Here is a 12,856-nt window from a genome sequence, read left to right as displayed (position 1 = left end):
CCCACAATGGGTAGTCAATCCAGCATCAACACCTTGGCCAGCACGATCTTCGGCCCTTTCATCTTCTTGATGATGATCCGCAAGCCTTCAACCTCCAGCACTTCTTCCTCTTCCGGCACCCGTTTCAGGGTGTCGTAGATCAGGCCGGCCAGGGTTTCGGCTTCGATGTGGTCCAGGTCGACGCCGAGCAGGCGCTCTACCTTGAACAGTGGGGTGTCGCCACGCACCAGCAGCTTGCCCGGCTGGTAGGCGAGGATGCCGCGCTCGGCCTTGCGGTGTTCGTCCTGAATATCGCCCACCAGCACTTCCAGCACGTCTTCCATGGTCAGGTAGCCAATGATCTTGCCATCGGCTTCTTCCACCAGGGCGAAGTGCGCGCCGCCTTTGCGGAACTGCTCCAGCAACTGCGACAACGGCATGTGGCGCGATACGCGCTCCAGCGGGCGGGTCAGTTCGGCCAGGTTGAACGACTCGGGGATATGGTCCAGGGCCGCCAGTTCAAGTAGCAGGTCCTTGATGTGCAACAGGCCCACAAACTCATTGCGCACCGCGTCATACACCGGGTAACGGCTGAATTTATGGCGGCGGAACAGCGCGAGGATTTCCTTGAGGGGCGCGTTGAAGTCCAGGGTGACCAGGTCTTCCCGGGAGTTGGCCCAGTCCACCACTTCCAGTTCGCCCATTTCCACGGCGGAGGCGAGTACACGCATGCCTTGGTCGCTGGGGTCCTGGCCACGGCTGGAGTGCAGGATCAGCTTGAGTTCTTCGCGGCTGTAATGGTGTTCGTGATGCGGGCCGGGCTCGCCTTGACCTGCGATGCGCAAGATAGCATTGGCGCTGGCGTTGAGCAGGTAGATCGCCGGGTACATCGCCCAGTAGAACAGGTAGAGCGGCACGGCGGTCCACAGCGACAGCAATTCGGGCTTGCGGATGGCCCAGGATTTGGGGGCCAGCTCACCGACCACGATGTGCAGGTAGGAAATCACGAAGAAGGCGGCAAAGAACGACACGCCCTTGATCACTTCCGGCGACTCAACGCCTGCGGCGCCCAGCAACGGCTCGAGGATATGGGCGAAGGCCGGCTCACCGACCCAGCCCAGGCCCAGGGAGGCGAGGGTGATGCCCAGCTGGCAGGCCGACAGGTAAGCGTCGAGCTGGCTGTGCACGGTGCGCAGGATCTGCCCGCGCCAGCCGTTGGTGTGGGCGATGGCCTCGACTCGCGTCGAGCGCAGTTTGACCATGGCAAATTCCGCCGCAACGAAGAAACCGTTGAGCAGTACCAGGACCAGTGCAAATAGAATCATGCCGAAATCGGCGAAAAGTGTAGCGAGGGTGATACCAGGGGAAGGGTCCATGATGGGGTTTTGCAGGTTCCGTATGTTCAATAAGGGGGGAGCAGGCCTGAAAAGCAGGCCCAAGTCGGCCAATGTAGCGGCTGACGGGGCGCTTGCCTAGTACTCACTGCCGGGCGGGGCCTGGAATACACCCTCCAAAACCAAGCAAATCCACTGTGGGAGGGGGCTTGCTCCCGATAGCGGTGGGTCAGTCGGCACTTCTCATACTGTTGCACCGCTATCGGGAGCAAGCCCCCTCCCACCTTTATCTTGTGGCGTCTGCGGGTTATTCGTCGGTGCCGATCACCTGCGAGCGGGTCACCTGCGCGGGGGGGAAGTGGCAGGTAAACGTGCTGCCGTGCCCCAGCACGCTGCTGATTTCCAGGCGGGCGCGATGGCGCAGCAGCACATGCTTGACGATCGCCAGGCCCAGCCCGGTGCCGCCGGTGTTGGAGTTGCGGCTGGAATCGACGCGGTAGAAGCGTTCGGTCAAGCGCGGCAGGTGCTTGGCGTCGATGCCGATACCGGAATCCTGCACGCTCAGGTGCGCGCCGTGTGCGTCAGCCCACCAGCGGATGCGGATATTGCCGTTGTCCTGGGTGTATTTCACCGCGTTGAACACCAGGTTGGAGAACGCACTGCGCAGCTCGCCCTCGCTGCCCTTGAGCAACACCAGCGGGTCGGCTTCCAGGGTAATGTGCTGGCCGCGCTCGCCGGACAGGGCCTTGGCGTCATTCTTGATGGTGTACAGCAGGCTCTGCACGGCCACGGGGTGGTTGTCCGACGGATAATCAGTGGCTTCAAGCTTGGCCAGCAGCAACAGGTCGTTGAGCAGGGTTTGCATGCGTGAGCCTTGCTGCTGCATTTGCTGCAGGGCACGGCTCCAGCGCGGGTTGATCGCCTCGACATTGTCGAGCAGCGTCTCCAGATAGCCGCAGATCACCGTCAACGGTGTGCGCAACTCGTGGGAAACGTTGGCGACGAAGTCTTTGCGCATCTGTTCCAACTGATGGATGCGGGTCACGTCGCGCACCAGCATCAAGTGTTCGTTGTTGCCGTAGCGCGTCAGGTACAGCTGGATACGCACGCGGTCGTTGGTGGGCGAGGGGATTTCCAGGGCTTCTTCGTAGTTGTCCTGCTCGAAGTATTCCTTGAAGCGCGGATGGCGCACCAGGTTGGTCACCGGCTGGCCGCTGTCCTGGGGCGTCTTGAGGCCCAGCAGGGTCTCGGCGGCGCGGTTCCACCATTCCAGGTTGCCGTCGCTGTCGAGCATGATCACCGCGTCCTTGAGCGCGGCAGTGGACTCCTGTACCCGGTCGATCACCGCTTGCAGGCGCCCGCGCACCCGTTGGTCGCGGCGTTGCAGGTGGTAGATGCTGTCGAACACCTCGCCCCACAGGCCATAGCCATCGGGCGGTGCTTCGTCGGGTTTGTGCTGGCGCAGCCATTCATGCAGGCGCAGCAATTGTTTGAGGGTCCAGCCCAGGTACAGCGCGATGCCGATGGCCAGGCTCCAGCCGTAATAACCACTGATCAGCCCGACCAGCAGGCAACCGGTGATCAGCAGGAGCATGTGGCGAATCAGGGTGCCATGCCAGTTTTGGTTCACTTGAACATGCGTCCTTGTCAGCTGTTAAGTCAGGAGACGGCGGGCCGGCTCAGCCCTTGGTGGAAAACCGGTAACCCGTGCCGCGCACGGTTTGTACCAGATTCTCATAGGCATCGCCCAAGGCTTTGCGCAGGCGGCGGATATGCACGTCGACCGTGCGCTCCTCCACGTACACATTGCCGCCCCACACCTGGTCCAGCAGTTGGCCGCGGGTGTAGGCACGTTCCTGGTGAGTCATGAAAAACTGCAGCAGGCGGTATTCGGTCGGGCCCATTTCGGCCGGCTTGCCGTCGATGGTCACCCGGTGGCTGATCGGGTCCAGGATCAGGCCGTCGACTTCGATAGGCGCTTCGCCATCGGTCGGGCCGGCCCGGCGCAGTACGGCTTTGAGGCGCGCGACCAGCTCTCGAGGGGAAAACGGCTTGGTGATGTAGTCATCGGCGCCGACTTCCAGGCCCTGGATCTTGTTGTCCTCTTCGCCCTTGGCGGTGAGCATGATGATCGGGATATCCCCGGTCAGCTCGTCACGCTTGAGGCGCCGGGCCAGTTCGATGCCGGAGGTGCCGGGGAGCATCCAGTCGAGCAGGATCAGGTCCGGCTTGCGGTCGACGATAATGGCATGGGCCTGCTGGGAGTTCTCCGCCTCCATGCAGTCGTAGCCGGCCATTTCCAACGCAACGGCGATCATCTCGCGAATGGGCGCTTCGTCGTCAACAATCAGAATGCTCCTGCCAACCATGCTCAAAATCCTCTTGTCATTTAACTGTCTTGCGCCGCATTAGATAACGGAATTATTGCAGTCGTGTGACAGTAATTTAGTCGCTTGGGCAATTCATGGCACTCTGGACTACCCTTTGGGTCCGAATCCTGACAACCACAAAAGGAAGGTTCCGATGACTTACAGCACGATTTCCTGGAAAGCCCTGCTGGTAGCGGCCGCATTGACACTGCCGGGCCTGGCCTTCGCCGCAGAACCTGCGATGACGAAAGATGGGATGTTGGTCGATCACAAGGGCTTGACCCTCTACACCTTCGACAAGGATGCCGATGGCAAATCAGTGTGCAAGGACCAGTGCGCGACCAACTGGCCGCCACTGAAGGCGGAGTCTACCGATACCACGGCTGGCGACTGGACAGTCATCACCCGCGACGACCAGACCAGCCAATGGGCCTACAAAGGCAAGCCGGTCTACACCTACAAGGATGACAAGAAGGCCGGGGACAAGACCGGTGATGGCAAGGGTGGGGTTTGGCACATCATCAAGCCTTGAGGCTGTTGCGCCTCTAAGACCATCGGGGGCAAGCCCCCTCCCACAATTGATTTGTGAACGCTTTCAAATGTGGGAGGGAGCTTGCCCCCGATAGCGTCAGAACCGTCACCGCAATCCTCTCATCGCAACCCGTAGTCAGCCACAATCCCCACGAAAATCGCCAACCCCGCCCAATGGTTGTGCAAGAAGGCCTTGAAGCACTTCATGCGATCCCTGTCCCGGGTGTACCAGAATTCCCAGGCAAAACAGCCCGCCGCCGCCAGCAGCCCGAGGTGGAACCAGCCGCCCAGTTCGAACCGAGCCCCCGCGAGCAACAGGCACACCAGCGCCAGGCCCTGCAGGGTGAGAATGATCACACGGTCAGCATCACCAAACAGAATCGCGGTGGATTTCACCCCGATCTTCACGTCGTCGTCGCGGTCGGTCATCGCGTAATAGGTGTCGTAACCCACCGTCCACAACAGGTTGGCGATGTACAGCAGCCACGCCTCGGCCGGCAGGTGGCCGGTCTCGGCCGTGAACGCCATCGGCATACCCCATGAAAACGCCGCGCCCAATACCACCTGCGGGTAATAGGTGTAGCGCTTCATGAACGGATAGCTCGCCGCCAGCGCCAGCCCGCCGAGGGACAGCAGGATGGTGCTGGCGTTGGTCAGCAGCACCAGCAGGAAGCTGACGCCCATCAACAGCGCAAAAAACACCAACGCCTCTTTCGAACTGATCCTGCCGCTGACCAGCGGACGTTGCTCGGTGCGTTTCACATGGCCGTCGACCTTGCGGTCGGCCCAGTCATTGATCACACAGCCACCGGCACGGGTCAGCACCACGCCCAGCACGAAAATCAGGATATTGAGCAGCGACGGCGAGCCCTTGCCGGCGATCCACAGCGCCCATAGCGTCGGCCACAGCAGCAGGTAGATGCCGATAGGCTTGTCCATGCGCGTCAGCTGAATGAAATCCCAGGCCCTGGGATTCAGGCGATTCAAGGATTTGAGTGCACGTTGATACATCAGCGGTTCTCCGGATGGTCATGCAGCACCTGCCAGAAGCTCGGCAGAAAGACTTCCGCCACCAGCACGCTCAGCGAGCCGCGATCAAAGCGCGAGCGACGTGCCCACAGCCCGTCGGCCTGATCCGCCGTGGGTAGCCATGGCCCTGGGTAATGGCACACCTCGATCGGCTGGCGGGTAAAGGCGCGGTCGCAGAACAACAACTCGCCCAGCGACCGGCTGCCCAACTCATCCATATGCAAGCCGTCGCCCTGCAACGCGTCGCGCGACGCGACACTGCGGGCAAATACCCAGGGTTGGCCATGCCCGCGCAAATACACCTCGCGTACCCAGCCGATAGTCGCCGGGGGCAGGTCCAGCGCCGCGCATTCATCGTCGCGCAACGCTTGCCAGCCCTCTAGCAGCGGCGTCACGCTGAAGCCGTTCTCGGACAGCCCCGTCAGCCGCCGCGTCAGCGAGCCTTCATCGAACAGCCAATCGAGGGTCAGGGGCGCAGGCATTGGGCTCAGCAGGCTCTGGGGCAGCCATTGGCGAGCATCGGAAGGGGCAATTGAGTGCGGCACGGCGAGTCAATATTGGCAGCAAAAGAGGCGGCGAGCTTACCATGGCGACCTGAACTTTTGCCGCGCTGAACCGGCCGTTTGCGCCGATCGTGCTTGCATCTGCCGGCCGCGATCAGTACAAAACGCCCTGAGCCGAGCGGCAGCGCAGGTTTATCGACCGTCGGCCAAGATGCCTGGACCCTGAGGAAGCAAGTAATGAAGAAGTGGCAATGTATCGTCTGTGGCCTGATTTACAACGAAGCGGATGGCTGGCCGGATGACGGAATCGCGCCTGGCACCCCGTGGCAGGACGTCCCGGAAGATTGGCTGTGCCCGGACTGCGGTGTGGGCAAGATGGATTTCGAAATGATCGAAATCGGCTAATTCGAAGTTTACGAAACCTACTACAAGGAGAAAGGAATGAACGCACCTGTCGTGATCATTGGCACAGGATTGGCCGGTTACAACGTAGCTCGGGAGTTTCGCAAGCTCGACGGCGACACCCCATTGCTGCTGATCACCGCAGATGACGGGCGCTCCTACTCCAAGCCCATGCTCTCCACCGGGTTTGGCAAGAACAAGGAAGCCGATGGCCTGAGCATGGCTGAACCTGGTGCCATGGCCGAGCAGCTCAAGGCGCAAGTGCGCACCCACACGCGTATCAGCGGCATTGACCCAGGCCACAAGCGTCTGTGGATCGGCGAGGAATCGGTGGCCTATCGTGACCTGATCCTGGCGTGGGGCGCAGAGACTGTCCGCGTACCCGTGGAGGGTGACGGCGCCGAGCTGGTTTTCCCGATCAATGATCTCGAAGACTACGCGCGCTTTCGCGCCGCAGCTGCCGGCAAACGCCGCGTGCTGCTGCTCGGCGCCGGCCTGATCGGCTGTGAATTTGCCAACGACCTGATCCTTGGCGGCTATGAAGTCGATCTGGTCGCGCCGTGCGAACAGGTTATGCCGACCCTGCTGCATCCGGCAGCGGCGGCTGCGGTGCAAGCCGGGCTGGAAGGGCTTGGCGCGCGTTTCCACCTGGGGCCGGTGCTCAACCGCCTGCTGCGCAGCGCTGACGGTCTCGAAGCCCATTTGTCCGACGGTGAAGTGATCCAGTGCGACCTGGTGGTGTCCGCCATCGGCCTGCGCCCGCGCATAGACCTGGCGGCGGCGGCCGGCCTGCAAGTCAACCGCGGCATCATGGTGGACCGTCACCTCAAGACCTCCCACGCCAATATCTACGCCTTGGGCGACTGCGCCGAAGTCGATGGCTTGAACCTGCTGTACGTCATGCCCTTGATGAGTTGCGCCCGCGCCTTGGCCCAGACCCTGGCCGGCAACGCCACGGCCGTCAGCTACGGGCCGATGCCGATCACCGTGAAAACCCCCGTCTGCCCGCTGGTGGTCTCACCGCCTCCACGCGGCAGCGAAGGCGTGTGGAGTGTCGAAGGCGAGGGTGCCGACATCAAGGCCCTGTGCCGCGACGCCAGCGGTCGCCTGCTGGGCTACGCGCTGACCGGTACCGCCGTCATGGAAAAACTGGCATTGAACAAGGAACTTCCGCCGCTGCTGGCGTAAATGCTGGTCGTTCTGTCGGAATCAGCCCCTTCTTACCCATAGAAAGGTCGCGGCGAGACTGGCGGAGCGTGCGAGGGCATGCCATCCTCACTCCCGTCTGCCGCAGAGTAGAGCCTGCGGCGCCTTGGCGCTGCTCCACCAGAGAGCAGCACGGACATAACAACAAAAAACCGTCAAAGAGGCTTCATATATGCGTAAACCAGATCTCGCAGCCGCCATCGCTGAAAAAGCCGATCTCACCAAAGAACAGGCCAACCGCGTACTCAACGCCGTTCTCGAAGAAATCACCGGCGCCCTGCACCGCAAGGACAGCGTCACCCTGGTCGGCTTCGGCACTTTCCTGCAACGCCATCGCGGTGCCCGCACCGGCAAAAACCCGCAAACCGGTGAGCCTGTGAAGATCAAGGCCAGCAACACCGTAGCGTTCAAGCCGGGCAAGTCGCTCAAAGACAGCGTCAACCCGTAAAAAGCGGCACCGTTCTCGAAGGGAGGCGGGGAGGGTAAGAAGAATGGGCACGCCAACTGGGTTGGGTGCCCATTTTTAGTGGGCCTTGAATAAGGCCTGCGCGCTGATGACAGCTTTGTTTACTCGTTCCGATGCAGCGGTGCTGTCTACCCGCAAGTCGGGGGACAAGCGCTCATAATCCATCGGCTCATTCTCTGCCAGCGCGCCGCGAAGATGGGCAATCACCCTGAAGATGAGGTGATCCATACGCCAGGCGGTCCTTAAATAAATCTGCCCATTTGTGCAGTCAATATTGAGGCAGTCTTGGCAAATCGTTCGATTCAGGCAGTCCACCCTTTTTCGGCACACCATTTCTGTACGTCCGCGATCAACGCCGCTGAAACCGGCTGTAGATTGGGCAGCTTTTTTTCGTATTTTTTTATGCTCTCAATAAAAAAAGTAATAAACGCCGCACCGATTATTTTGCGCTGAGCGTCCACATCTTTTTTATGCGGAATGAAATCTTCCTCATTCATGGCGATATCGAGACCGAACATCTTGTCCTTGGCGTAGTAACGGCAAAATGTCTTACGTTCTAGGGCCTTCGGCAGGCATCGCATACAGACCGCCAGTTCCCAGTCCAGCGTGGGATACTTTTTTTCAAGCGTCTCGCTCAAGCCATTTAACTCGTCGGTGATTTCAAAGACTTTGGTCCAACTCGGTGAGTCCGATGTCGTATCGACTCGCATAAAGTAATCCTTATATCAGTGCCTACATTTGTTACCCGGAGGTAGTTTTCCTCGGCGTTTGAAATATTTCCCTATTTTTAACCTTTCCCATACCTGCATATTGCCCTTCGTCGGTGCCGCCATGACGCGTTTATAAGCAAGATTTTTGGCTTTAAGCCACTTTTGGGTATACCGCCGGTTCGGATTTACGGTTTCACCGACTTTCCATACCTCACCCTTTTTCAAATAGACCTGACCAATTGGCTTTTTATGACCCCATTGCATCTCATCATAAAAGCCATCCTTCTTCGCAATCAGATAGTAAAGCTCGGGGGCCAATCCCCATGGATCAATCCAGGATATTGGATTGGGGGCGTACTGGTAAAAATTGAGTCCGCCATCCAATTCGATCGGATCCGGCGTCGTAAACCGCCCCACATCCGGATCATAAAACCTGAACGTATTGAAATGCAGCCCTGTCTCCCGATCCAGGTACTGTCCCTGAAACCGCAGATTCTGCTCTTCAATGTAATAAGGCTCGCGCACCTCTTCCAGCGTATTGCCCCACACCCGATACGTCGCCTGCCAGACGTTGTGTCCGTCGGCCTCGGTGAGCTGCTCCGGCAGGCCGTTCAGGTCGTTGTGGTAATAGCGAATTTTCTGCAGCGGCCCGCTTCCGTCGACGCGGGCCAGAGGCTCGTAGCCTTCGTCCTGATAAACATAAAGACTCGTCTGACTGTGCTTATGCTCCTGCAGCAACCGCAAACCATCCCAGGTAAATCGCGTTTCTCCCAGCGGATACCCATCGCTGCCATGCTCGGTTTTCTCGATGCGTCGGCCCAGCGGGTCATACGTCATCCTGACGACGCTGCCATCGTCATTACGCACTTCAATCAATCGGCTTTCAGCGTCATACGCAAAGCGCTGCACGCCGCGCTTGGCACTGCGTTTCTCGATCATCCGCCCAAACGCGTCATAGCGGTAACGCTTGTCCTGATAGGTCAGCAGCTTGTTATGCACCACCAACCCGGCGCCTGCCTGCGGGCCGTCGAGCAGGTTGGCGGCGGCGTCGTAGGCGAAGGTTTCGCGCTGGCCATGCAGGTTGTCCTGACTGGCGATGATGCGGCCGGTGGCGTCGTAGTGCAGTAGCTGGCGGTGTTGTGCGGCGGGTTGCTGGTCGAGTTTGCCAATCAGGTTGTCGGCGGGGTCGTATTCGAAGTGCTTTTGCGCCGCTGCCGGCATCAATGAGGGCTGACTCGCCAGGCGGCGTTGGCGTGCGCGCAGTCGGCCGCTGCGGTCGTATTCGCTGCGGGTGCTGAGCTGGCCCTGGGTGCGCAGCACTTCGCGGTGCAGGCGGTCGCGTTCGAAGTCGCTGATGACCTGGCCGTCGAGGTTGATCTGGTGCAGGTGGCCGCTGCCGTAGTACAGGCGATTGAGCCAACGGCCGTCCGGCAGTTGGGTCTGGATCAGGTTGCCGAGTTCGTCGTAGTGGTGTTGCAGGGTGCCTGCCGAGCTCTGTTCGGCAAGCAGCTGGCCGAGCGGATCGTAACTGAACCCCAAGGCCTGGGCGTTGCCTTGCAGGTCGGTGAAAGTGACGGCCGTCAGTTGATCCACTTCATCGTAGCTGTAGTCGGTACGACCATCGTCGGTGGTTTTAGCAATCAGTCGGCCGACCGCATCGCGCTCCAGCCGATGAACGATGGGGGCGGGTGGCGTTTCAGGAACAATCGCCAGTCCATTGCCAAACGGCGCAGGCATGGCCGTCACCGTAATGACATTGTCGAGCGGGTCGTAGGCATAGCGTTTGGCGCTGCCATCGAGGTCTTGCTGTTCAGTCAGCCGATCGCCGGCATCCCACGCAAACCGGTAGCTTTCACCGTTTTCATTGACCAGCGCTTGCAACCGCCCGTAGCTGTCATAGCCGAACTGCACCTGTCGGCCATGGGCATCGGTGCGCTGGCGTACCTGGCCACGCCGGTTGTGTTGATAAAGCGTGGTGTGCCCGGCGGGATCGGTATAGCCCACCAATTGCCCGCTGACATCACGCTGGAACTGTTCGCTGCGTCCGTCCGGCAGTTGGCTGCTGAGCAGTCGCCCCTGGGCGTCATAGCTGAACTGCGTGCGCTCGCCGAGGGCATCGGTGATGACCTGCAGATAACCGCGCTCGTCGTAGCTGAACCGCGTTGGGTAACCCGAGCAATCGACATGCTCGACCAATTGCCCGAACGGGTTCCAGCGCAGCTTTTTGCTTTTACCGGTGGCATCGACGATTTCCACGACCTGCCCGTGGGCGTCATAGCGGTAACGGGTGACGTGGCCCAGCGGATCGGTTTCGGCGATGCAATTGCCGCGCGGGTCGTAGCGATACTGCCAACTGTTATCGGCGGCGTCGGTTTCCACCAGCGGCAGCGCCCAATGCTCCAGCCACAAGGTGGAGTCGCTGCGGCCCAGCGGGTCGGTTTCACCGATAAGGTTGCCGGCGTCGTCGTAGCTGTATTCGTAGCGGCCCCCCAACGGGTCAGTGGCGCTTAGCAGTTGGCGTTCGTCGTTCCAGTCGAAAAGCCAGGTCTGGTCGAGGTTGTCGCTGTATCGAATGATCTGGTGCTGAGTGTTCCACAGGCGCGTGCTGACGCGCTGCAAGCCATCGGTGATGCGGGTGAGGCCGGCCTGCAAGTCATAGTCGAACTGGTAAGCGTCGCCCTCATCGGTCCAGTGTCGAACGACTCGCCATTCCAGGCCTTCAACCAAGGCCCATTCATAGAAGCAGCGCAACCCAGTGGGCAACTGGTGCTCCACCATCCGGCGTCCGGCATCGTAGGCGAAGCGCCGTTGTACCTGCTCGGTTGCATCGCGAACCACGGCCAACTGACCGGCCGCGTCATAGGCATAGCTGACCAGCACTTCGCGACGTTGATCGGGGTACAGGCGTTCGATCCGGACCACGCAGTCGAGGTCGCGGACCAGCTCAACCCGCACCAGGTCAAACGTATCGCGCAGGCGCAGCAGGCGCCCGGCTGCGTCATAGTCGACATAAATGCGGTTGTCATTGCGATCACCCAACTGAACCAGGCGCAACCGCGCAGCATGGGTCGGCGTGGGTTCAAACAAGCGGTACAGGCCGTCATCACTTTCGATCAACAATTGCCCGTTGAGGTGTCGTCGCACCGCCAGCCCTTCACCGGCGCTGAACACCGCGCCACCCAGGGGAATGGAACCCATGTCGATAGGGCGCCCCTGCTCATCGGTGTACACCAGCGTTTCGCCGCCTTCGGGATGAGCACGGACTTCGACACACACCTCATACGGCACGCTCCAGCCCGCACCGAACAGACTGCCAGTGCGCTCGTCACGGCTGTTGTAGATGCGTTGCCAGTCAATCGGCAAGATGCCGGGCAGCACGAAGTCCAGCTCGTCATCGCCGCCCAGCACTTTGGCGCCAGTCGCCGCATGCACCGGATTCGACGAGCCCATCGCCGCATTGGCCATCGCGCCCATCGCACTGCTGACAGCCATCGAGGTGGCACCGCCGATCAGCATGCACGGCAGCTTGCTGAAGAACTTGCCCTTGCCGCCCTTGAGCATCAATAGCGCTGTGACCGCCAGTCCCACGCCTGGCGTCTTGCCGCTGCGAATCTCGCGCACCACCACTGAACCGCCGCCGATGGTCACGTTGGAGGAAATCAATCCGGATGACACCACGGTCGCATCGCAGGTGCTGCGATCACCGCTGCGCACCGCCGGCTGGCCGTTGATCGTGACTTTGTCCGAGCCCTCGGCCAGAAACTGCGGCGGCATCGGCGGGTGCTTCATGCACACGACCAGGTCCAATGGCTTGGGCACGGCGCCGGGCGCTGGGGTGGCGACGGTCGGGCGCCACATCTGCGAGAAGAAACTCTCGGCCATGTCCAGGTAGCTGGCTTCGGGTGCTGGCTCGGGTTCCTCCAGCTCTGTACCGGCCGGCGCGACATGGGAACTGATCGCCCCGGCGGCGCGGGCGGCGGGAATGTTATTGGTGAGCGTGTCGGTGGAGCCGGTGAGAATGTTTGCCTGCACCGTGGGGGGAACAGGGCGTTGCTGAAGGCATCGCATAATTTGGTCAGCCCTTTATCCGCCCCGCTCTTGCTCATGAGAAGGCCGACGATCGTGCCCACCACCGCGCCCAGCAGGATGCATCCCAGCCCGCCGGTAGCGACGGTAATGCCGGTAGCTGCGACCACGGCAAAGGTGGCCACGGCGGTGATCGCGATGTTCGCCGCCACCTCCAGCACCCCGCCGAGGATGTCGGCCATCATCGAAGTGTGGGCCAGCGCATCGCCCATTCGGGCTGCCCATAACGCGTCAGACATGC

At 60.8% G+C, this 12,856-nt stretch carries 11 protein-coding genes and 2 pseudogenes; 4 read left to right on the top strand and 9 right to left on the bottom strand.

Annotated features, from left to right (window positions below; translation table 11 throughout):
* Nucleotides 1–14: 14 nt before the first annotated feature.
* The 3 genes from C4J84_RS25710 to phoB form a co-directional block, all read right to left on the bottom strand.
* Nucleotides 15–1,355: a hemolysin family protein gene (locus tag C4J84_RS25710; RefSeq protein ID WP_124365015.1), complete on the bottom strand. Its 1,341-nt coding sequence runs from the start codon at nt 1,353–1,355 to the stop codon at nt 15–17.
* 265 nt (nt 1,356–1,620) lie between these two features.
* Complete coding sequence (gene phoR / locus C4J84_RS25705) at nt 1,621–2,907, bottom strand: phosphate regulon sensor histidine kinase PhoR (RefSeq protein ID WP_256657513.1); 1,287 nt, start codon at nt 2,905–2,907, stop codon at nt 1,621–1,623.
* An 85-nt stretch (nt 2,908–2,992) separates the two neighbouring features.
* A complete protein-coding gene (gene phoB, locus C4J84_RS25700) occupies nt 2,993–3,682 on the bottom strand; it encodes a phosphate regulon transcriptional regulator PhoB (RefSeq protein WP_124436270.1) in 690 nt (229 codons plus the stop codon).
* A gap of 154 nt (nt 3,683–3,836) precedes the next feature.
* Between phoB and C4J84_RS25695 the strand changes: the two genes are divergently transcribed.
* Nucleotides 3,837–4,214 carry a hypothetical protein gene (locus tag C4J84_RS25695; protein ID WP_124430785.1) on the top strand — a complete coding sequence of 126 codons (378 nt, stop codon included), beginning with the start codon at nt 3,837–3,839 and terminating at the stop codon, nt 4,212–4,214.
* Between the two features lie 119 nt (nt 4,215–4,333).
* On the opposite strand, the gene ubiA is transcribed toward C4J84_RS25695, so the two are convergent.
* Together ubiA and C4J84_RS25685 are read right to left on the bottom strand one after the other, a co-directional pair.
* Nucleotides 4,334–5,224: a 4-hydroxybenzoate octaprenyltransferase gene (ubiA, locus tag C4J84_RS25690; protein ID WP_124405691.1), complete on the bottom strand. Its 891-nt coding sequence runs from the start codon at nt 5,222–5,224 to the stop codon at nt 4,334–4,336.
* Nucleotides 5,224–5,787 (bottom strand): chorismate lyase, encoded by a 564-nt coding sequence (locus C4J84_RS25685; protein ID WP_124408523.1) that lies wholly within the window; start codon nt 5,785–5,787, stop codon nt 5,224–5,226. Before C4J84_RS25685 ends, ubiA begins: the two co-directional genes overlap by 1 nt.
* Before the next feature lie 195 nt (nt 5,788–5,982).
* Here C4J84_RS25685 and C4J84_RS25680 point away from each other — a divergent pair, with 195 nt between their 5' ends.
* The 3 genes from C4J84_RS25680 to C4J84_RS25670 all read left to right on the top strand — a co-directional run bounded on the left by C4J84_RS25680 (nt 5,983) and on the right by C4J84_RS25670 (nt 7,801).
* Nucleotides 5,983–6,150: a rubredoxin gene (locus tag C4J84_RS25680; RefSeq protein WP_095093029.1), complete on the top strand. Its 168-nt coding sequence runs from the start codon at nt 5,983–5,985 to the stop codon at nt 6,148–6,150.
* Nucleotides 6,151–6,186: 36 nt separating this feature from the next.
* Entirely contained in the window at nt 6,187–7,335 is a 1,149-nt protein-coding gene (locus C4J84_RS25675; protein WP_124368849.1) for an NAD(P)/FAD-dependent oxidoreductase, read from the top strand.
* Between the two features lie 190 nt (nt 7,336–7,525).
* Nucleotides 7,526–7,801 carry an HU family DNA-binding protein gene (locus tag C4J84_RS25670; RefSeq protein WP_003195589.1) on the top strand — a complete coding sequence of 92 codons (276 nt, stop codon included), beginning with the start codon at nt 7,526–7,528 and terminating at the stop codon, nt 7,799–7,801.
* A gap of 75 nt (nt 7,802–7,876) precedes the next feature.
* On the opposite strand, the gene C4J84_RS25665 is transcribed toward C4J84_RS25670, so the two are convergent.
* The 4 genes and pseudogenes from C4J84_RS25665 to C4J84_RS25655 all read right to left on the bottom strand — a co-directional run.
* Nucleotides 7,877–8,047, bottom strand: a complete 171-nt coding sequence (locus tag C4J84_RS25665; protein ID WP_164487757.1) for a hypothetical protein — start codon at nt 8,045–8,047, stop codon at nt 7,877–7,879.
* A 74-nt stretch (nt 8,048–8,121) separates the two neighbouring features.
* The gene (locus tag C4J84_RS25660) at nt 8,122–8,529 is read right to left on the bottom strand and encodes a hypothetical protein (RefSeq protein WP_124372304.1); all 408 of its coding nucleotides are present in this window, start codon (nt 8,527–8,529) and stop codon (nt 8,122–8,124) included.
* Between the two features lie 15 nt (nt 8,530–8,544).
* Nucleotides 8,545–8,733: pseudogene (locus C4J84_RS26830) on the bottom strand (hypothetical protein); the annotation flags it as partial.
* A gap of 111 nt (nt 8,734–8,844) precedes the next feature.
* Nucleotides 8,845–12,854: pseudogene (locus tag C4J84_RS25655) on the bottom strand (RHS repeat-associated core domain-containing protein); the annotation flags it as partial.
* Nucleotides 12,855–12,856 lie beyond the last annotated feature (2 nt).

This window comes from Pseudomonas sp. R11-23-07, assembly GCF_003852295.1.
In the GTDB taxonomy this organism is placed as follows: Bacteria; Pseudomonadota; Gammaproteobacteria; order Pseudomonadales; family Pseudomonadaceae; genus Aquipseudomonas.
This window is presented reverse-complemented; position numbering and strand designations above follow the sequence as displayed.